General features: G+C 68.2%; 16 protein-coding genes and 1 pseudogene. 13 read left to right on the forward strand and 4 right to left on the reverse strand.

All coding sequences use genetic code 11. The features are described from left to right. The first annotated feature begins 19 nt into the window (after positions 1–19). From BDI24065_RS02895 to BDI24065_RS02920, 6 genes are all read left to right on the forward strand, one after another. A complete protein-coding gene (locus tag BDI24065_RS02895) occupies positions 20–1075 on the forward strand; it encodes a 4-hydroxythreonine-4-phosphate dehydrogenase PdxA (protein ID WP_175029939.1) in 1056 nt (351 codons plus the stop codon). 50 nt (positions 1076–1125) lie between these two features. Next, positions 1126–2298: an L-rhamnonate dehydratase gene (locus tag BDI24065_RS02900; RefSeq protein ID WP_089443636.1), complete on the forward strand. Its 1173-nt coding sequence runs from the start codon at positions 1126–1128 to the stop codon at positions 2296–2298. 8 nt (positions 2299–2306) lie between these two features. Then, a complete protein-coding gene (locus BDI24065_RS02905) occupies positions 2307–3224 on the forward strand; it encodes a dihydrodipicolinate synthase family protein (RefSeq protein WP_175029940.1) in 918 nt (305 codons plus the stop codon). A 134-nt stretch (positions 3225–3358) separates the two neighbouring features. Then, positions 3359–4651 carry an MFS transporter gene (locus tag BDI24065_RS02910; RefSeq protein WP_175029941.1) on the forward strand — a complete coding sequence of 431 codons (1293 nt, stop codon included), beginning with the start codon at positions 3359–3361 and terminating at the stop codon, positions 4649–4651. 52 nt (positions 4652–4703) lie between these two features. Continuing rightward, positions 4704–5651: a YncE family protein gene (locus BDI24065_RS02915; RefSeq protein ID WP_175029942.1), complete on the forward strand. Its 948-nt coding sequence runs from the start codon at positions 4704–4706 to the stop codon at positions 5649–5651. Between the two features lies 1 nt (position 5652). After that, entirely contained in the window at positions 5653–6615 is a 963-nt protein-coding gene (locus tag BDI24065_RS02920; protein WP_175029943.1) for an amidohydrolase family protein, read from the forward strand. A 95-nt stretch (positions 6616–6710) separates the two neighbouring features. Here BDI24065_RS02920 and BDI24065_RS02925 read toward each other — a convergent pair whose 3' ends face one another. The 4 genes from BDI24065_RS02925 to BDI24065_RS02940 form a co-directional block, all read right to left on the reverse strand. Continuing rightward, complete coding sequence (locus tag BDI24065_RS02925) at positions 6711–7703, reverse strand: amidohydrolase family protein (RefSeq protein WP_175029944.1); 993 nt, start codon at positions 7701–7703, stop codon at positions 6711–6713. Then, positions 7700–9157: an aldehyde dehydrogenase family protein gene (locus BDI24065_RS02930; protein ID WP_175029945.1), complete on the reverse strand. Its 1458-nt coding sequence runs from the start codon at positions 9155–9157 to the stop codon at positions 7700–7702. Before BDI24065_RS02930 ends, BDI24065_RS02925 begins: the two co-directional genes overlap by 4 nt. 12 nt (positions 9158–9169) lie before the next feature. Then, complete coding sequence (locus BDI24065_RS02935) at positions 9170–10858, reverse strand: GMC family oxidoreductase (protein ID WP_175029946.1); 1689 nt, start codon at positions 10856–10858, stop codon at positions 9170–9172. Between the two features lie 153 nt (positions 10859–11011). Further along, positions 11012–11953, reverse strand: coding sequence for a LysR family transcriptional regulator (locus tag BDI24065_RS02940; protein ID WP_175029947.1), 942 nt, complete (start codon positions 11951–11953; stop codon positions 11012–11014). A 256-nt stretch (positions 11954–12209) separates the two neighbouring features. Here BDI24065_RS02940 and BDI24065_RS02945 point away from each other — a divergent pair, with 256 nt between their 5' ends. The 7 genes and pseudogenes from BDI24065_RS02945 to xylB all read left to right on the forward strand — a co-directional run bounded on the left by BDI24065_RS02945 (position 12210) and on the right by xylB (position 19925). Further along, positions 12210–13475: an ABC transporter substrate-binding protein gene (locus tag BDI24065_RS02945; protein ID WP_438819995.1), complete on the forward strand. Its 1266-nt coding sequence runs from the start codon at positions 12210–12212 to the stop codon at positions 13473–13475. Further along, positions 13459–14427, forward strand: a complete 969-nt coding sequence (locus BDI24065_RS02950) for a carbohydrate ABC transporter permease (protein ID WP_254609666.1) — start codon at positions 13459–13461, stop codon at positions 14425–14427. The genes BDI24065_RS02945 and BDI24065_RS02950 overlap by 17 nt, the downstream gene beginning before the upstream one ends. After that, positions 14415–15254: a carbohydrate ABC transporter permease gene (locus BDI24065_RS02955; RefSeq protein ID WP_175029949.1), complete on the forward strand. Its 840-nt coding sequence runs from the start codon at positions 14415–14417 to the stop codon at positions 15252–15254. The genes BDI24065_RS02950 and BDI24065_RS02955 overlap by 13 nt, the downstream gene beginning before the upstream one ends. A 10-nt stretch (positions 15255–15264) precedes the next feature. Continuing rightward, positions 15265–16299 (forward strand): NAD(P)-dependent alcohol dehydrogenase, encoded by a 1035-nt coding sequence (locus BDI24065_RS02960; protein ID WP_175029950.1) that lies wholly within the window; start codon positions 15265–15267, stop codon positions 16297–16299. A gap of 3 nt (positions 16300–16302) precedes the next feature. Next, a pseudogene (locus tag BDI24065_RS02965) lies at positions 16303–17496 on the forward strand (ABC transporter ATP-binding protein). Between the two features lie 30 nt (positions 17497–17526). Continuing rightward, positions 17527–18462 (forward strand): AraC family transcriptional regulator, encoded by a 936-nt coding sequence (locus tag BDI24065_RS02970; RefSeq protein ID WP_175029951.1) that lies wholly within the window; start codon positions 17527–17529, stop codon positions 18460–18462. Beyond that, positions 18459–19925: a xylulokinase gene (gene xylB, locus BDI24065_RS02975; RefSeq protein WP_175029952.1), complete on the forward strand. Its 1467-nt coding sequence runs from the start codon at positions 18459–18461 to the stop codon at positions 19923–19925. The genes BDI24065_RS02970 and xylB overlap by 4 nt, the downstream gene beginning before the upstream one ends. Positions 19926–19987: the final 62 nt, after the last annotated feature.

A 19987-nucleotide genomic window follows, 5' to 3' on the forward strand; every position in this document is an offset into this window, starting at 1 on the left:
CCGCCACCGGAGACACAGCATGAACATCCCCGCGCCCACCACGCCCCTGCCCGTCGTCGCGCTGACGCTCGGCGACCCCGCCGGCATTGGCGCCGAACTGATCGCGAAACTGCTCGCGCGCCCCGACGCGACCGCCCGCGCGAATCTCGTGCTGATCGGCGATCGCTGGCTGTGGGAAGCCGGCCAGCGCGTCGCTGGCGTGACGGTCGACGTCGAACCCGTCGAGTCGCTCGCCGCCGCGCGCGGCCGGCCGTCCACCGCGCGCGCCGCGTTCGTCGCCATCGACACGATCGACCCGGCCGACGTCACGGTCGGGCAGCCCGGCGCGGCCGGCGGCCGCTCGACGCTGACCGTGCTCGACCTGTGCGTCGACGCGGCGCTCGCCGGCGACATCGACGCGATCTGCTTCGCGCCGCTGAACAAGTACGCGATGAAGCTCGGCGGGCTGAAGCACGAGGACGAATTGCACCACTTCGCCGAAGCGCTCGGCGTGACCGGCTACTTCTGCGAATTCAACACGCTCGGCGAGCTGTGGACCGCGCGCATCTCGTCGCACATTCCGCTGAAGGATGCGCCGGGCTACCTGAGCATCGAGCGGATCGAACAGGCCTCCGAACTGATCTACCGGTCGCTGCTCGCGAACGGTGTCGCGGCGCCGAAGGTGGCGATCGCCGCCTTCAACCCGCACGGCGGCGACGGCGGCAGCTGCGGCCGCGAGGAAGTCGACATCATCGAGCCGGCCGTGCGCAAGCTGCAGTCGCGCGACTGGCCGACCGATGCGCCGTTCCACGGCCCGTTCCCCGCCGACACGATCTTCCTGAAGGCGCAGGCCGGCGACTACCAGGCGATCGTCACGATGTACCACGACCAGGGGCAGATCGCGATCAAGCTGCTCGGCTTCTCGCGCGGCGTGACCGTGCAGGGCGGGCTCCCCGTGCCGATCACGACGCCCGCGCACGGCACCGCATACGACATCGCGGGCCGCGGTACGGCCGACGTCGGCGCCACCTGGCAGGCGCTGCAGATCGCCTGCCGGATGGGCGCCGCGCGCCGTACCTCCACCGTTTCGGCGTGACGTTCGCGCGCCTCCCACACACGACAACATCGATTACCGGAGACACCCTCATGAAAATCCGTTCCGTCCGCGCCCGCGTATTCCAGTGGAAAGGCAAGACCGTGCCGCCCCAGGGCAACTTCTGCTCGAACGCGATGGACCTGCTGTACGCACCGCAGGAAACGATGAGCACGTTCCGCTTCCATTCGTGGACGGTCGTGGAAGTCGAGACCGACGACGGCATCGTCGGCCTCGGCAACGTCGCGCTCGCGCCGCATGTCGCGAAAGTGATCATCGACCAGTACCTCGCGCCGCTCGTGATCGGCCAGGACCCGTGGGACTACGAATACCTGAACCAGCGGATGTATCGCGCGACCCACGCATGGGGCCGCAAGGGCATCGGCATGGCGGCGATCTCGGCGGTCGACATCGCGATCTGGGACATCCTCGGCAAGAGCGTCGGCAAGCCCGTGTTCAAGCTGCTCGGCGGCCGCACCAAGGAAAAGATCCCCTGCTACTACTCGAAGCTCTACCGCACCGACCTGAAGGAGATGCAGGACGAGGCGCAGCGCTACCTGAAGGAAGGCTTCCGCGCGTTCAAGATGCGCTTCGGCTACGGGCCCGCGCACGGGCAGCAAGGCGTGACCGAGAACCTGAAGTCGGTCGCGGCGATCCGCGAGGTGATCGGCTACGACAACGACCTGATGCTCGAGTGCTACATGGGCTGGAACCTCGAATACGCGAAGCGCATCCTGCCGAAGCTCGAGAAATACCAGCCTCGCTGGCTGGAAGAACCGGTGATCGCCGACGACATCGACGGCTACGCGGAGCTGAACCAGCTCACGCGCATTCCGATCTCCGGCGGCGAGCACGAGTTCTCGCTGTACGGCTTCAAGCAGCTGCTGGATCGCAAGGCCGTGTCGGTCGTCCAGTACGACACGAACCGCGTCGGCGGGATCACGATGGCGCACAAGATCAACGCGCTGTGCGAGGCATACAGCGTGCCGGTGATCCCGCATGCGGGCCAGATGCACAACTATCACCTGACGATGAGCACGCTCGCGTCGCCGATGAGCGAGTACTTCCCGATGTTCGACGTCGAGGTCGGCAACGAGCTGTTCTATTACATCTTCGACGGCGAGCCGGTGGCCGAGAACGGCTTCGTGCAACTGCGCGACGACGTGCCGGGACTCGGCCTCACGCTGAAGACCGAGTTCCTCGACCAGTTCGACATCGTCGAGTGAGGTCCGCCATGAACGCACGCTACCAGGGCGTCTTTCCGGTTGTGCCGACGATCTTCGACGCGACCGGCGCGCTCGATCTCGACGGCCAGCGCCGCTGCATCGAGTTCATGATCGATGCCGGCTCGCACGGCCTCTGCATCCACGCGAACTACTCCGAGCAATTCGCGCTCGGCGACGACGAACGCGACCTGATCACGCGCGCCACGCTCGAGCACGTCGCGGGCCGCGTGCCGGTGATCGTCACGACATCGCACTTCAGCGCGCGGATCTGCGCGGAACGCAACCGGCGCGCTCAGGCGCTCGGCGCGGCGATGGTGATGGTGATGCCGCCGTATCACGGCGCGACGTTCCGCGTACCCGAAGCGCAGGTGCGCGCGTTCTTCCGCGAAGCCGCCGACGGCCTCGACATTCCGCTGATGATCCAGGACGCGCCCGCGAGCGGCGTCGCGCTGTCCGCGCCGTTCCTCGCCGCGCTCGCCCGCGAGATCGACGCGGTGTCGTACTTCAAGATCGAGACGGCCGGCGCCGCGTCGAAGCTCCGCGAACTGATCGCGCTCGGCGGCGATGCGATCGAGGGGCCGTGGGACGGCGAGGAAGGCATCACGCTGCTCGCCGATCTCGATGCCGGCGCGACCGGTGCGATGACGGGCGGCGGCTATCCGGACGGGATTCGCCGGATCACCGACGCGTATTTCGCCGGCCGCCGCGACGAAGCGGTCGAGCAGTACGCGCGCTGGCTGCCGCTGATCAACTACGAGAATCGCCAGTCGGGCTTCCTGACCGCGAAGGCGCTGATGCGGGAAGGCGGCGTGATCGCGTGCGATGCACCGCGCTCGCCGTGGCCCGGGCTGCATCCGCAGGTGCGCGCCGGCTTGCTCGACGCGGCGCGGCGGCTCGATCCGCTCGTGCTGCGCTGGGGGCGCTAGTCGCCTGGTATCGGTTCATTCGTGCAACGCCGCGGGGCGTTGCGCATCGGCGGCCGGTACGACACCGGCGCGTCACGGCGTGACAGCGGTCCATCAGAAGACCGCCGCCGCCCACCACCAAGACTGGAGACACCATGACCCTGTTGAACCCGGCCACCCCGGCATACGAAGCCGGCGAAGCCATTCCGCGCCGCCGCTGGCTGCGCGTGATCCCGCCGCTGCTGCTCGCCTGCATCATTTCCTACATGGACCGCGTGAACATCGCGTTCGCGATGCCCGGCGGGATGAACGCCGATCTCGGCATGGACGCGACGATGGCCGGCCTCGCCGGCGGCATCTTCTTCTTCGGCTACCTGTTCCTGCAGATTCCCGGCGGCCGGCGCGCGGCGCTCGGCAGCGGCAAGACCTTCATCGCGTGGTCGCTCGTGAGCTGGGCCGTGCTGTCGGTGCTGACCGGGCTCGTCACGCATACCTGGCAACTGCTGACGCTGCGCTTCCTGCTCGGCGTGGCCGAAGGCGGGATGCTGCCCGTCGTGCTGACGATGGTCAGCCACTGGTTTCCCGACCGCGAACGCGGCCGCGCGAATGCGATGGTCATCATGTTCGTGCCGCTCGCCGGCATGATCACCGCGCCGCTGTCCGGCTTCATCCTCGCCGCGTACGACTGGCATCACCTGTTCTTCAGCGCGGGCGCGCTGTCGCTGCTGTGCCTCGTCGTGTGGCTGATGTTCGCCGACGACGGCCCGGAGACCGCGCGCTGGGTGTCGCCGCGCGAGAAGGCCTACATCCTCGACGCGCTGCGCGAAGAACAGGAACGCAAGCGCGCGGCCGGCACGCCGGCTGCCGCGTCGTTCGGCGAGCTGCTGCGCAACCCGACGATCTGGCTGCTGATCGCCATCAACTTCTGCTATCAGGTCGGCATCTACGGCTATACGATGTGGTTGCCGACCCTGCTGAAAAACCTCACGCACACCGGGATGGGCAAGATCGGCCTGCTCGCGATGCTGCCGTATGTCGCGATGGTGATCGGGATGTTCGTCACGTCGTATTTGTCTGACCGAACCGGCAAGCGCCGCCTGTTCGTGCTGCTGCCGCTGGTCGGCTTCGCCGCATGCCTGGCGTTGTCGGTGCTCACGCATGGGTCGATGGCCGTGTCGTTCGCGTTCCTGATCGGCTGCGGCTTCTTCCTGCAGGCAGCCGCCGGCGTGTTCTGGGCGATTCCGCCGAAGCTCTGCAGCGTCGAGACGGCCGGCAGCGCGCGCGGCCTGATCAATGCGCTCGGCAATCTCGGCGGTTTCTGCGGCCCGTATGCGGTCGGCGTGCTGACCCAGCACGTGAGCGCCGCGGCCGGCGTGTACAGCCTCGCGATCACGCTCGCGGTGGCCGGCCTGCTCGCGCTGACGCTGCCGAAACGCTGCGAGGACTGAGACCGGATACACGAATACGCAGGCTTGCTGACGAATTGACGGAGACACCACCATGAACGACATCCTGTTGCTGGTGCAGAAATGCGCCCACACCTTCAGCTTCTACGACCTCGACACGAAAACCGCACTCAAGCACGTCGTGCTGCCGAACTTCCCGCACGAGTTCACCGTCGACGTGAACGAGCGCTTTGCGTACGTCGGCATCTTCGGAATCGAGACCGCATGGTCGCGCGGCCATGAAGGCGATCACCGGATCGCCGAAATCGATCTCGTGGAACGCACGCATACGCGCATGCTCGACCTGTGGCCGTACTACCGGCCGCACGGGATGGCGAGCGACCGCGACGGCCGGCTGTACGCGATGAGCGAAGCGCACGACATGCTGCTCGTGTTCGACGAGCCGACCCGACAGCCCGTACCGAACATGGCCGTGCCGTCCGGCGGCGTGAAGACGCACCTCGTCACGCTCACGCGCGATGCGAGCCGTGCGTATGGCGTGCACCTGCTGTCGAATACGGTCACGCAATTCCATCCGCGCGACGCGACGGTCGCACCGCGCGCGGTGATGCCCGGCCCGCGCCCCGAAGGCAATGCGCTGTCGAGCGACGAGCGCACGCTGTTCGTCGCGAATCGCGGCGACGACACGCTGGTCGAGATCGATACGGAAACGATGACCTGCGGGCGCCGCGTGAAGACGCGCAGCGATCCGAACCGCATCTACCGCACGAGCGCGCCGGACGGCCGCGACCTGCTGCTGCTGACCAATTCGGGCGAACGGTCGATCTCCGTATTCGATGCGCGGCAGCTCGAGGAGATCGAACGCATCGCGCTGCCGGCGAATCCGACCGCGCTGTCGTTCCATCCGTCGCGGCGCGTCGCGTACGTGTCGTTCCAGGACGACTACGTGCGCGAGCTCGATCTCGATTCGTGGCGTTTCGTCGGCGCGTTGGCGACGCTGCGCGAGCCCGATGCGTCTTACGTGCTCGCCGGGGCACGCTGACATGCACGACACGTCGCCGCTCGACGGCATGCCGGATGCGCTCGTCGATGCGCATCACCACCTGTGGCGGCTCGATGCGGGCGCGCACTATCCGTGGCTGCAGGAGGACTACGATCCGGCGCGCTTCATGTTCGGCGACTACGCGGCGCTGTGCCGCGATTTCGGGGTGGACGAGCTCCGGCACGCGGCGCAAGGTGCGCCGATCGTCGCGAGCGTGCACGTCGAGGCCGAACGGGCGCGCGACGAGGCGCTCGCGGAAACGCGCTGGTTGCACGAGGTCGCAGAGTCGCACGGGCTGCCGTCGGCGGTCGTCGCATGGGTCGACCTGCTGGCCGGCGATGCGGATGAACGGCTCGCCGAGCAGGCCGCCTGGCCGCGCGTACGCGGCGTGCGCTTCAAGCCGCGCACCGCGGCCGCGCCGGGTGCGTCGGTCGACGGGCCGGGCACGCTGCGCGATCCGCGCTGGCCGGCTGCGCTGGAGCGTCTCGCCGCGCATGGGCTGTGCTGGGATCTGCGCGTGCCGTTCTGGCATCTCGAGGAGGCGGCCGCGCTGCTTGCCGATGCACCGAAAGTCGACGTCGTGCTCGAACATGCGGGACTGCCGTGGGATCGTTCCACGACCGGTCTCGCGCGCTGGCGGCGCGGCATGCGGGCGCTCGCCGAGTCGCCGAACGTGACCGTCAAGCTGTCCGAATTCGGCCTGCGGGATGCGGCCTGGAACGATGCCGAGAATGCACGGATCATCCGTGACGCGATCGCGATCTTCGGCTGGGAACGCTGCCTGTTCGCGAGCAATTTCCCGGTGGCGGGGTTGCGCGTCACCTATCCGGTGCTGCTGCGGACATTCGCCGACGCGATGGCAGATCTCGGCGAACGGGCACGCCGCGCGATCTGGCATGACAACGCGCTGCGGGTGTACCGGATCGATGTCGATGCGGCTGCCGCTACCGGGCACGCAAACTGACGCTCACGCGCCCATGAAACGGCACGCGACGCCCATGAGCGTGCCGCGTGCCGTCGCAGCAGCGGAACCTGTCCCGCTTTCAGCTGCCGCCGGGATCAGAACCCGAACAGACGCGCCGCATTCGTGCGGCCGATCTTGACCCGGTCGTTTTCGCTCAGCAACGCGTGGTCGAACCATTCGCTGGCGGTCTGCATGCTCTCGTACGGGTAATCGGCGGAAAACAGCACGCGATCGACGCCGACTTCACTGATCGCGTCGAGCAGCCCCTTCGTGTGAAAGTGGCCGCTCGTCGTGACGTAGAAGTTGTTGCTGAAATACTCGCCGACCGGGCGCTTCGCCTGCCCCAGCCCGGCGCCGTCCCGCTGCATGCGAAGACGATGCTCGAGGCGGGGCAGCATCAGCGGCAACCCTTCACCGAGATGCCCCAGGATGACCGTGAGGTTCGGGTAGCGATCGAACAGGCCGCTCAGCATCAGGCGGATCGCATGCGTGGCCGTCTCGTGCGCGAACCCCCACGCCGAGCCGACGAGCGACGAATAGCCTTCATAGATCCGCTGCTGGCTCGGCAACGCCTCGCGCGGATGAAGATAGACGGGCACGTCGAGCGTGGCCGCGCGCTCCCAGAATTCCCAGACCGGCGCCTCGTCGAGATACTGCGCGGTGTCGGCGTCGCCGATATTCGTATAGCCGTTCACCAGCGCGCCCCGCATGCCAAGCTCCACGACGGCCCGTTCGAGTTCGTCCGCCGCATCCTTCGGCGACTGCAGCGCAACCGTCGCGAACGCCTGCAGGCGCCCGGGATGCACGGAGGTGTAGCGCTCGACGATCTCGTCGTTGGTCCGCTTCGCGAAATCGACGGCCGCCGCGCGGTCGAGAATCGATTGCGCGCCGGGCGACGTCAGCGACAGCACCGCGACGTCAATCCCGCACCGGTCCATCTCCTCGATCCGCCTGTCCGCGTCGAGCAGACGCGCCTCGACGTCGTCCATATAGGCTTTCCCGTTGCGCGCGGCTTCGCCGGACGCGTCCCACATGCTGTTGTTGAGGGCAGTGGACAGGTGCTCTTCCAGTACGATCTTGGCTTTCACAGCGCGTCTCCGGTCGTCAGCGTGATGTGCTTGTATTCGATGAAGTCGTCGATCGCGGCGGCGCCGTTGAGGCGGCCCAGCCCGGATTGCCGATACCCGCCCTCCTCGAATTCGTCGTAGACCTTCGCCCAATCGTTGATCCAGATCGTGCCGGCCTGAAGTGACCGCGCAACCCGCATCGAACGCTGCACGTCGCGCGTCCAGACCGCCGCGGCCAGGCCATATTCGCTGTCGTTGGCCAACGCGACGGCTTCCGCCTCGGTATCGAACACCTGCATCGTCATGACGGGCCCGAAGGTTTCCTTCTGGACGATCTCGAGCCGGGCGCTGTCGACTTCGAGCAACGTCGGGCGATAGAACGCGCCGCGCGCCAGTTCGCCCTCGGTCACCGGGCCGCCGCGAACGACCACTTTCGCACCCGCCGCGATCGCCTCCTCGACCGCGCGATCGACACGTTCGACGTTGGGCTTGTCGATGAGCGGCCCCATGTCGCTGAGCGGATCGGCGGCCGGGCCGACCCGCACCGTGGCCAGGCGTTGCGCGAGACGCGTGCGCACCGCGTCGGCGATGCCGCGTTGTACCAGCAGGCGCGAGCCGGTCATGCAGAACTGCCCGGCAAACACCGTCAGCGATTTTTCGATGACGGGCAATGCCGCGTCGAGATCGGTGTCGTCGAACACCAGGTGCGGCGTCTTTCCGCCGAGCTCGAGACCGAAGCGCTTGAGCCGCTGCGCACCGACGGCGGAAATCGCGCGTCCCGTCGCGGTCGAGCCCGTGAAGCTGATGACGGGCACGTCGGGAGAGGCGATCAGGGTCTTCGATCCGTCCGCGCCCGATTCGCTGAACAGATTGACGACGCCGCGCGGCAGCGACGGCGCTTCGGACAGGATCCGGGACACGAGCGCATTGGTCTGCGCGGTCTGGCCCGGCATCTTGACGACCGTGGTCGTCCCCGCCGCCAGCGCCGGCGCGAGCGAACGCACCATCAGCACGACGGGGGAATTCCACGGCACGATGATGCCGGCGACGCCCATCGGCTCGCGCAGCACGAGCGACACGACGTCCGGCCGCGGCGTTCCGCTGCGGCCCGTTTCGGCCCGCGTCAGCGCCGCGTAGTAGCGCAGCTTCGACGGCACCATCGACACTTCGAAACGCGCTTCGGGCTTGATCTTGCCGTTCTCGAGCGCCAGCAGTTCGATCAGCGGGTCGGCATGCCGCTCGAACGCGGCGGCCAGTTCGTCCAGCACGCGGGCGCGCAGCGCGGCATCGCATTTCCACGGCGTGTCGCGAAACGCGCGCAGGGCCGCGTCGATCGCCGCGCGCGCTTCGGGCTCGCCGCCGTCGGCATAACGGCCGATCACCGAGCCGGTGGCGGGGTCGACGGAATCGCGATGCGCGGGCGAATCCACCCACTCGCCGTCGATCCAGTTCAATACGGGAGCAGCAACATTCATGACGTTCCCCGGTCAGCTGTAGCGGCGGGCGATATGCTCGGCCGTCGCGATGGTGGTGATGTTGGTCGCGACCGAAATCGCGTCCGGAAAGATCGACGCGTCGACGACACGCAGGCCGCTCACGCCGTGCACCCGCCCCTCGAGATCGACGACGGCATGCGGATCGTTGATCACGCCCATCGGGGCGGTCGAAGTCGGATGGTGGTACGTGTCGAGCGTCGATCGCGCCGACGCGAGGATCCGTTCGTCCGATTCCGCACCCGGCCCCGGATTCAGTTCGGAATGAATGAGGCCGGACAGCGGCGCGGTGCGGCCGATACGGCGCGCCAGCTTGATGCCTTCGAGCAGCCGCGCGCGATCCTGCGCTTCGCCGAGGAAATTCAGGTCGATCACGGGCGCATCGCCTGCCTGCCGGCTCGCGAGTTTCAGGCTGCCGACCGACAACGGCCGCGTGAGCGCGACCGCGAGCACGAAGCCGACCTTGGTCGGGCTCTGGTCGTGCGGGAACAGGTGCGTCGCGGTGATGTGCAGGTCGAGATCGCCGTGCTGCGCAGTCGAACTGTTGGTCCACAGGAACGCGCCGATCGACGGCGACTGATCGCCGATCCGGTCGGGGCGTGCCGCATACGCGTTGTAGTAGAACGGATGATCTTTCAGGCGCTGGCCCACCGGCAACGCGGCCACTTCGGGAATCGACAGCGCACGCAGGTCGGCACCCGGCCCGATGCCCGAACGAAGCAGAATGGCCGCGCTGCCATAGGCGCCCGCGCTCAGGATCACCTCGTTCGCGTGAATTTCCTCACCGTTGTCGAGCCGCACGCCGATGGCCCGCCCTCGTGCAAACAGCACGCGATCGACCAGCGCGCCGCCGCGAATCGTCAGGTTCGACCGCGCCCGGACCTCATTGGTCAGGTAGGCCATGCCCGTGTTGACGCGCACGCCGTTGACGATATTCATCGGATACGGGCCGACGCCGTTGGCATCCGCGCCGTCGAAATCCTCGATCGCGCGATAACCGTTCGCGATCGTCGCATCGACGAACGCGCGCTGCATCGGCGTGATGTCGTCGCGCGTCAGCTGACGCACCGGCAGCGGCCCCGCCTGGCCGTGCGACACGCTGTCGTTGTCGCGATGCTCGAGCCGCCGGAACGACGGCAGCATGTCCTCGTACGACCAGCCGGGAAGATTCCAGTTTTTCAGATCCTGCGGCCGCGCGCGAATGGCGACGGCCCCGTTGATCGCCGAACTGCCGCCGAGCATCTTGCCGCGCAGTGCGTTGATCGGGTGATCGATGTAGCCGGCCTGCGTGCGATAGCCCCATTCATGCCGCGCATCGCCACCGACGATATCGCTGCTGGCGATCACGTGCGGGTAGTCCCACGCGGCATAGTTGTGCCCGGCCTCGAGCAGCATGACGTGGCGGCTCGCCTTCTCGCTCAGGCGGGCCGCCATCACGGCACCGGCGGAGCCACCGCCGACGACCAGTACATCGACGGTTCGCGGGCCGCTTGCGGTCCTGGTTCGGGGCGATGCGTCAGCGGCGCCCGAGCTGGACGCGTTCGACGAACTCGACGAGCTCGCCGCACTGGCCGCGATCGCGTCGGCGCCGAGCAGCGAACCGACAGCGAGCGTCGCCGAACGGGCGAGGGTTTGCGCGAGCATGACGCGGCGCGCGGGATGATGCAGCGTGGTGTTCTTCATGGCAGACGCTTTCTCCATTGAATGCGTGTGCCACAGTACGGTCGGGCCTCGCGACCGGATAGCTAGCGGAAACCGAACCGGTGGTTCGCTTTTTCCGAACGCGCACGTCTGCCCGTCATGCGCGCCGCCCCCGCCGGCGAGGCGACGGCATGTTCAAGTATGCGAAGGATGCGGAAGCAGGCCGCGTTCGATCAGCGGCATGTCCCAGCGGGCCGGATGGCCGATCTCGTCTTCCAGGAACCGGACCAGCGCCTGGATCTTGGGCGACGTGCGAACCGTCTTGCGATAGACGACATTCACCTGCCCGCCGGACGGCGCATATTCCGGCAGCACCGACACGAGCTCGCCGGACACCAGCGCTTCGGACGCCAGGAAGGTCGGCAGGATCGCGAGCCCCAACCCGGCGATCGCACCGGCAAGCAGTTGAAACCCCGAATCGGTCCGCATCCGCACCCTGACGCGAAACGACTGCTTTTCGTACTCGAGCGGCAGGCTCCACATCCCATGCGGTTCGCGATTCAGATAAAGCAGGCCGTCGTGTTGCGGCAGGTCGTCGGGATGCACCGGCATGCCGCGCCGCTCGAGATAGCCCGGGCTCGCACAGATCAGGTGCCGGTTGACGGTGACAGGGCGGGCGATCAGGCTGGAATCGGCGAGCGGACCGAGACGGATCGCCGCATCGAAGTGTCCATCCTGAAGATTCGACAGCCGGTCGTCCGCTTCGACGTCGAGGCAAAGCGCCGGATACATGTCCGCGAATCGCGACAGCAGCGGCGCAAGATAGCGCGCGACGAAGGTCACGGGCACGGAAAGCTTCAGGCTGCCGCTCAGGCTCGAGCCGGCCTCGTTCACTTCGCCCTCGATGCGCTCGAGCTCCTGCAGCAGCTGCCGAGATTGCTCGAAGAACCGCTGCCCCGGATCGGTCAGTTGCAGCGAACGGCCACGCTTGAGCAACGTGCAGGCAAGGCGCCGCTCGAGCTTCTGGATACGGGCACTGACGATCGACTTGGTGGTGCCGAGGCGACGAGCGGCTTCGGAGAAGCTCCCCGCCTCGACCACGGCCACGAACGTACTCATGTCGGAAAATTTGTTCATCATCCGTTTCGACTGGGCGCAGGCGCAATGCCGGCGATGGTGCCACGCGCGGGCCGAACGCGCTCGGTCACGCCGCCGCCGGGCCGGCCCCCGCCCCACCACCACATTTTGTGCATCGCACGACCGACCCTGAGCAAAAAGTATCGGTCCGCGAATTCTTTTGATGTGGTGATCGCATCGCCCCCGTCACACCATTGTTCCTGCCGTCATCGACGGCATTCGAACAAGCAGAATCAAGGAGACACGGGTGAACAAGATGCGAATCGTCGCAGCCGGCCTGCTGCTCGGCGCCTGTCTGCCGGGCGTCGCGGCCGCGCAGGTCTGCAAGGTGCCGACCCTTCGGGTGCTCGCGCAGAAGAGTCTCGGCCTGTCGGTCATGGAGAAATCGCTGGCCGACTACGAGAAGAAGAGCGGCACCAAGGTCGAGATCAGCTATTTCGGTGAAAACGACCGCCGCGCGAAATCGCGGCTCGACGCGTCGACCGGCGCGGGCTCGTACCAGATCTACTACGTCGACGAGGCGAACGTCGCCGAATTCGCGTCGGCCAACTGGATCGTGCCGCTCCTCAAGTACTACCCGAAGGAATACGACTACGACGACTTCCTGCCCGGCCGCCGCGCGGTCGCGAGCTACAACGGCGTCGCGTACTTCGCGCCGCTGATCGGCGGCGGCGACTTCCTGTTCTACCGCCGCGACCTGCTCGACGCCGCGCACATCCCGGTGCCGAAGACGCTCGACCAGCTCGTCGCCGCGATCAAGAAGCTCAACGCGCCGCCGAAGCTGTACGGCTGGGTCGCACGCGGCCAGCGCGGCTCGGGGATGAACGTGTGGCGCTGGTCGCCGTTCATGCTCGGGATGGGCGGCGCGTGGACCGACAAGGGCGGCCAGCCCGCGTTCAACTCGCCGGCCGCCGTGAAGGCCACGCAGCTCTACAGCGACCTGTTCAAGTACGCGCCGCCGGGCGCCGCGACCTACGACTGGAGCAACGCGCTCGAAGCGTTCCGCTCGGGCAAGGTCGCGTTCATGATCGAATCGACGCCGTTCGCGGACTGGATGGAGGATGCGAGCAAGTCGAGCGTGGCCGGCAAGGTCGGCTACACGCGCCCGCCCGCACCGCTGCCGTCGGCCGCGTACGGCCACGGCTTCGCGATCTCGGCGGTCGGCGCGAAGGACGACTGCACGCGGATGGCCGCCGGCCGCTTCATCGCGTGGGCGACCAGCAAGGACCAGGAGCAGGCTCGGCTGCGCAACGGCGTATTCAGCGACTACAACCGGTCGAGCACGATCGCGAGCCCGTACTTCAAGCAGCACGTCGCGCCGCAGATCCAGGCCGGGCTGAACGACACCAACCCGGTCACGCAGGTGACGATCTGGCGCACGCCGCAGTGGCCGGACATCGGCGACAACCTCGGCATCGCGCTCGAGCAGGTGTTCACCGGCACGCAGACGGATAGCCGCGGCACGCTCGACGATGCGGCCCAGTACGCGAAGGACGCGCTCGAACATGGCGCTCGCAAATGACGGTGCCGACGGACGCGCGCTCGGCGTCCGTCCGGCCCCTTCCCCGCCTTCCGCACCGTCCGCCCGGCGCGGCCGCGCGCGCCGCGACCGCACGAGCCTGCCGTGGGTGTTCCTCGCGCCGACGCTCGCGCTGCTCGCGGTCCTGAGCCTCGTCCCCACGGTCGCCGCGATCAACCTCGCGCTGCGCAACCGCGTGCTGCGCTATCCCGACAGCGAATACGTCGGCCTGCGCAACTTCATCCGGCTCGCATCCGACCGGCGCTTCCTGAACGCAATCGAAGTGTCGGTGCTGTGGGAAGTCGTCACGGTGGCCGGCGCGGTGCTCGTCGGGATCGCGCTGGCCGTGTTCCTGTTCGAGCGCGTGCACGGCCGCTGGCGCCGCCTCGCATCGCTGGTGCTGATCATGCCGGTGCTGCTGCCGCGCGTGTCGGCCGCGTTCATCTGGAAGTTCATGTACGCGCCGCTCACCGGCATCCTGAGCTGGCTGCTCGGCATGCTCGGTATCGAGAACACCGCGTTCCTCGCCGATCCGCATCTCGCGCTGTACGCGGTCGCGCTGGTCGACGTGTGGCAATGGGGGCTGTTCTTCGCGGTCGTGATCCTGAAGCTGCTGGAGACGCTGCCGCCCGAGCCGCTCGAAGCCGCGCGGCTCGACTACGCGACGACGTGGCAGGTGCATGCGTACATCGCGGTGCCAATGCTGAAGGCGCCGCTCGTGAGCCTCGTGTTCATCAAGATGGTCGAATCGCTGCGCTCGTTCGACCTGATCTACGTGATGACCAAGGGCGGCCCCGGCATCGCGACCGAGACGCTCGACCTGTACGCGTACCAGCAGGGCATCGGCCTCGCCGGCAAGGTGTCCTATGCGTCGGGCATGGCCGTGCTGATGATGGTCGCGACCACGCTCGTCTTCACGCTCATCTGGAAGAGGGTCAACAAATGGGACGACTGATGGCCCGCCGCGGCACCGCCGCGACCGTTTCGACCGCATCGACTGTCGCGATCGCCGGCGCGATCCTGCTCGTCGCCGCGTTCCCGCTGTTCTGGGCCGTGCTCAATTCGCTCAAGCACCTGCTCGACATCGTCACGCCCACGCCGCGCTTCATCTTCACGCCGACCCTCGCGAACTACGAGCAGGTGCTGTCGAGCCCCGAGGTGCTGATCGGGCTCGGCAACAGCATCGTGATCGTCGGCGCGGCCGTGCTGATCGGCGCCGTGCTCGGCGTGCCGGCCGCGTATGCGATCGCGCGGTACCCGATACGCGGCAAGCGCGACATCCAGTTCTTCCTGCTGTCGCTGCGCTTCCTGCCGCCGGTCGCGGTCGCGCTGCCGCTGATCGCGATCTGGGTCGATCTCGGGCTGTACGACACGAAGCTGTCGATGATCGTCACGTACCTGCTCGTCACGCTGTCGACCATCACGTGGCTGTCGATCCCCGTGTTCCGCCGGCTGCCGCGCGAGATCGAGGAAGCCGCCGCGCTCGACGGCTACGGCCCTTACGCGGTGTTCTGGCACATCGCGCTGCCGGTGTGCGCGAGCACGCTGCTCGGCGGCATCGTGTTCAGCTTCGTGCTGGTGTGGAACGAACTGATGATCGCGCTCGCGCTGACGTCGTCGCGCAGCGCGACGCTGCCGGTGGTCGCGTCCGCATTCACGTCGCTCGGCCAGGAAGTGCCGTGGGGCGTGATCAATGCGTCGACGGTGCTGCTCGCACTGCCGCCGCTCGTGTTCGTCGGCATGCTGAGCCGCCTGCTCAATTCGATGGTCAAGGGAAAATAAGGAGGATGTGTTGAAAGCGCTCGTACTCGAACGCACGCGCGAACTCGCGCTGCGCGACATCGACCTGCCACAGGCAGTCGGCCCCGGCGACGTCCGGATCAAGGTGCATACGGTCGGCGTGTGCGGCAGCGACGTGCATTACTACGTTCACGGCGGGATCGGCCCGTTCCGCGTCGACGCGCCGATGGTGCTCGGCCACGAGGCGTCCGGCACCGTCGTCGAGACCGGCGCCGGCGTCACGCACCTGCGCGTCGGCGACCGCGTGTGCATGGAGCCCGGCGTGCCGCGCTTCGATTCGCCCGCGACGCTGCGCGGGCTCTACAACCTCGATCCCGACGTGCGCTTCTGGGCGACGCCTCCCATACACGGCTGCCTGACGCCGTTCGTCGTGCATCCGGCCGCGTTCACGTACCGGCTGCCCGACAACGTGTCGTTCGCCGAAGGCGCGATCGTCGAGCCGCTGTCGATCGGCCTGCAGGCCGCGAAGAAGGCAGCGATGAAGCCGGGCGACCTCGCGGTCGTGATCGGCGCCGGCACGATCGGCGCGATGACGGCGCTCGCCGCGCTCGCCGGCGGCGCCGCGCGCGTGATCCTCGCCGACGTCGTGCCCGACAAGCTCGCGCTGTTCGCCGACAACCCGGCCGTCACGACCGTCGACGTGCGCACGCGGCCGCTCGCCGACGCCGTGGCCGAAGCCTCCGGCGGCTGGGGCGCGGACGTCGTGTTCGAGGCCAGCGGCAGCGCGAACGCGTATGCGGGCCTCGTCGACCTGATGTGCCCGGGCGGCTGCGCGGTGCTGATCGGGATGCCGGTCGCCCCGGTGCCGCTCGACGTGGTCGCGCTGCAGGCAAAGGAAGGCCGCATCGAATCGGTGTTCCGCTACGCGAACATCTTTCCGCGCGCGCTCGCGCTGATCGCGTCCGGCGCGATCGACGTGAAGCCGTTCATCTCGCGCACGTTCCCGTTTTCCGAAGGCGTGCGCGCGTTCGAGGAAGCGGCGAGCGGCCACCCGCGCGACGTCAAGATTCAGATCGAAATGGATTGAGCCATGGCCCAGATCACCTGCAAGGCTTTGTCGAAGCACTACGACGGCGGCCCCGCCGTGCTGCACCCGCTCGACCTCGAGATCGCCGACGGCGAATTCATCGTGCTGCTCGGCCCGTCCGGCTGCGGCAAGTCGACGATGCTGCGGATGATCGCGGGCCTCGAGGCGATCACCGGCGGCGAACTCGTGATCGGCGACGCGGTCGTCAACGACCTGCCGTCGCGCGAGCGCAATGTCGCGATGGTGTTCCAGAACTACGCGCTGTACCCGCACATGACGGTGTACGACAACATCGCGTTCGGCCTGCGGCGCCTGAAGGTGCCGGCCGACGAGATCGACCGCCGCGTGCGCGACGTCGCGCGCATTCTGAGCCTCGACACACTGCTCGACCGCCGCCCGCGCGCGATGTCGGGCGGCCAGCAGCAGCGCGCGGCCATTGCGCGCGCGATGATCAAGACACCCGCCGTGTTCCTGTTCGACGAGCCGTTGTCGAACCTCGACGCGAAGCTGCGCACGCAGTTGCGCGGCGACATCAAGCGCCTGCATCGGCGGCTGAAGACGACCACGCTGTACGTCACGCACGACCAGCTCGAGGCGATGACGCTGGCCGACCGCGTCGTGCTGATGCGCGGCGGCCACATCGAGCAGATCGGCACGCCGGCCGAGCTGTACGGGCAGCCGCACACGGTGTTCGCCGCCGGCTTCGTCGGCACCCCGGCGATGAACTTCGCGGACGGCACGATCGAGCACCTCGGCGCGAACGTGCTGCTCGACTGCAACGGCGCGCGCTGGCCGCTCGCGTCGCCGCGTTTCGCCCGGCTGCACGACGGCCAGTAGGTGAAGGCCGCGATCCGCCCGAATCACCTGCGGCTCGTCACCGAACCGGATCCGACCCCCGGCACGCTCGCGCTGACCGGTACGGTCGAGCTCGTCGAGCTGCTCGGCGCCGAGGCGCTCGTCACGCTGGACTGGCACGGCCAGCCGTGCGCGGCCCTCGTACCGGCACCGATGGCCCCGGCGCCGGGGGCCGTGGTAGCGTTCCGCTTCGACGAAGCAGCCCTGCATCTGTTCGACGCCGGCACCGAGCGCAACGTCACGCTGCCGGACGCGAACCCGATCGCGCACGCGGCGCCGCCGGCGGCCGCGACGCGCACCACGCCGCCCGCCGCGACGGGCTGGTCGATGTCCCGTTCGTAGCACGCCGGCACGCCCCCGACGGAGCACACGATGAACCCGGATCTCGAGATCGTTCCCACCCACCGCGACGAATCGTTCCGCGCGTGGATCCACGACTATCCGCATTCGGTCGCGAAGTGGCACTTCCATCCCGAATACGAGATCCATCTGATCCAGGCGTCGCACGGCAAGATGTTCGTCGGCGACCACATCGGCGATTTCGGCCCCGGCAACCTGATCGTCACGGGGCCGAATCTGCCGCACAACTGGGTCAGCGAACTCGCCGACGGCGAGCGCGTGCCGTCGCGCGACGTCGTGCTGCAGTTCTCGCGCGATGCGATCGAGAAGATGGTCGGCGCGTTCAGCGAGCTGCAGCCGGTGATCGACCTGATCGACGATGCGGCGCGCGGCGTGCAGTTTCCCGACCGCGTCGGCCGCGACGTCGCGCCGCTGATGCTCGAACTCGCGAACGCGCACGGCTGCCGGCGCGTCGAGATCCTGATGTCGCTGTTCGACCGGCTGTCGTCGTGCCGCGAGCGGCGCGTGCTCGCGGGCCCCGGCTACCGCAGCGACGCGCAGCACTACATGTCGTCGACCATCAACCAGGTGCTGTCGTACCTGCAGCAGAACCTGCCGGGCATGCTGCGCGAGACCGATGTCGCTGCGTTCGCCGGGATGAGCGTCAGCACCTTCACGCGCTTTTTCCGCCGCCATACCGGCTCGTCGTTCGTGCGCTACCTGAACCGGCTGCGCATCAACGAGGCCTGCGAGCTGCTGATGTTTTCCGACCTGACGGTGACCGACATCTGCTACCGGGTTGGCTTCAACAACCTGTCGAATTTCAACCGTCAGTTTCTCGCGATGAAGCAGGTGCCGCCGTCGAGGTTCCGCGCGCTGCACCGGCTCAACGAACCGCGCGGCCGCGACGACGCGCCGCCCCTTCGGCGTGCGCCGCCGCGCGTCCCAGACAGGATGCTTCACACGTGACATTTCTCGGCATCGATCTCGGCACGTCCGAGGTCAAGGTACTCCTCACCGATTCCCGTTCGGCCCCCCTCGCGACCGGCTCGGCCGCGCTGTCGATCAGCCGCCCGCATCCGCACTGGTCGGAACAGAGCCCGCAGGCGTGGTGGCACGCGATGCTCGATGCGATCGCGGCGGTGCGCGCCGCGCATCCGGCCGGCTTCGCCGCGCTGCGCGGCATCGCGCTCTCGGGGCAGATGCACGGTGCGACGCTGATCGATCGCGCGGACCAGGTGCTGCGCCCCGCGATCCTGTGGAACGACACGCGCGCCGGCACCGAGTGCGTCGAGCTCGAAGCGCTGGTGCCGGAATCGCGCGCGATCACCGGCAACATGGCGATGCCCGGCTTCACCGCGCCGAAGCTGCTGTGGCTCGCGAAATACGAGCCTGCCGTGTTCCGCGCGGTGCACAAGGTGCTGTTGCCGAAGGACTACCTGATCTGGCGCCTGTCCGGCGAATTCGTGTCCGAGATGTCCGATGCGTCGGGCACGCTGTGGCTCGACTGCGCGCGCCGCGACTGGTCCGACCGGATGCTCGCCGCGACCGAGCTGTCGCGCGCGCAGATGCCGCGCCTCGTCGAAGGCAACGCGCCCGCCGCACAGCTGCGCGACACGCTGCGGCGCGAGTGGGGCATCGCAGGGCCCGTGACGATCGCCGGCGGCGCCGGCGACAACGCGGCGTCGGCAATCGGCATGGGCGTCACGGGCGCCGGCAGCGGCTTCCTGTCGCTCGGCACGTCGGGCGTGCTGTTCGCCGGCAACGACCGCTTCGCGCCGAACCCGGATGCGGCCGTGCATGCGTTCTGCCATTGCGTCGAAGGGCGCTGGCACCAGATGAGCGTGATCCTGTCGGCCGCCGCGAGCCTCGACTGGCTCGCCCGTGCGCACGGCACCACCGCCGGCGTGCTCGCCGCACGCGCCGAACGCGCGGAGCCGGCGCGTGCGCCGCTGTTCCTGCCGTATCTCGGCGGCGAACGCACGCCGCACAACGACGCGCATGCGCGCGGCGTGTTCTTCGGGCTGTCCAACGAGCACGATGCGTACGACCTCGCGTATGCGGTGATGGAAGGCGTCGCGTTCGCGATGGCCGACGGCTACGACGCGCTGCGCGCAGCCGGCACGACGCTCGACGCGGTGTCGTTCATCGGCGGCGGCTCGAAGAGCGCGTTCTGGGCGCGGCTGTGCGCGAATGCGACCGGGCTCGCGATGCAGCGTCATGCGGACGGCGCGGTCGGCGCGGCACTCGGCGCCGCGCGGCTCGCCCGCCTCGCCGCGACCGGCGACACGCTCGCGGAAGTCTGCGTCGCGCCGCCCGTCACGGAGACGGTGGCGCCTGATGCCGCCACGGTCGATCTGCTGGCGGGGCGGCTCGCGCGGTATCGGCGGCTGTATCACGCGCTGCGCGAAGAGTTCGCGGCCGCCGACTGACGCGTAGCGCGATTGCACCTTCGTCGATTCGCGCGCGGTCGCGCTTGACCCGGCCCTTGGGA

The organism is Burkholderia lata (assembly GCF_902499025.1).
GTDB classification, from domain to species: Bacteria; Pseudomonadota; Gammaproteobacteria; order Burkholderiales; family Burkholderiaceae; genus Burkholderia; species Burkholderia lata_C.

Excerpts from the sequence above, each read along its gene's own strand:
- BDI24065_RS02900 (WP_089443636.1), top strand. The coding sequence starts at position 1,126 with ATGAAAATCCGTTCCGTCCGCGCCCGCGTATTCCAGTGGAAAGGCAAG.
- BDI24065_RS02905 (WP_175029940.1), top strand. The coding sequence starts at position 2,307 with ATGAACGCACGCTACCAGGGCGTCTTTCCGGTTGTGCCGACGATCTTC.
- BDI24065_RS02930 (WP_175029945.1), bottom strand. The coding sequence starts at position 9,157 with ATGAATGTTGCTGCTCCCGTATTGAACTGGATCGACGGCGAGTGGGTG.
- BDI24065_RS02915 (WP_175029942.1), top strand. The coding sequence starts at position 4,704 with ATGAACGACATCCTGTTGCTGGTGCAGAAATGCGCCCACACCTTCAGC.
- BDI24065_RS02935 (WP_175029946.1), bottom strand. The coding sequence starts at position 10,858 with ATGAAGAACACCACGCTGCATCATCCCGCGCGCCGCGTCATGCTCGCG.
- BDI24065_RS02910 (WP_175029941.1), top strand. The coding sequence starts at position 3,359 with ATGACCCTGTTGAACCCGGCCACCCCGGCATACGAAGCCGGCGAAGCC.
- BDI24065_RS02955 (WP_175029949.1), top strand. The coding sequence starts at position 14,415 with ATGGGACGACTGATGGCCCGCCGCGGCACCGCCGCGACCGTTTCGACC.
- BDI24065_RS02945 (WP_438819995.1), top strand. The coding sequence starts at position 12,210 with ATGCGAATCGTCGCAGCCGGCCTGCTGCTCGGCGCCTGTCTGCCGGGC.
- BDI24065_RS02940 (WP_175029947.1), bottom strand. The coding sequence starts at position 11,953 with ATGAACAAATTTTCCGACATGAGTACGTTCGTGGCCGTGGTCGAGGCG.
- BDI24065_RS02895 (WP_175029939.1), top strand. The coding sequence starts at position 20 with ATGAACATCCCCGCGCCCACCACGCCCCTGCCCGTCGTCGCGCTGACG.
- BDI24065_RS02920 (WP_175029943.1), top strand. The coding sequence starts at position 5,653 with ATGCACGACACGTCGCCGCTCGACGGCATGCCGGATGCGCTCGTCGAT.
- BDI24065_RS02970 (WP_175029951.1), top strand. The coding sequence starts at position 17,527 with ATGAACCCGGATCTCGAGATCGTTCCCACCCACCGCGACGAATCGTTC.
- BDI24065_RS02950 (WP_254609666.1), top strand. The coding sequence starts at position 13,459 with ATGGCGCTCGCAAATGACGGTGCCGACGGACGCGCGCTCGGCGTCCGT.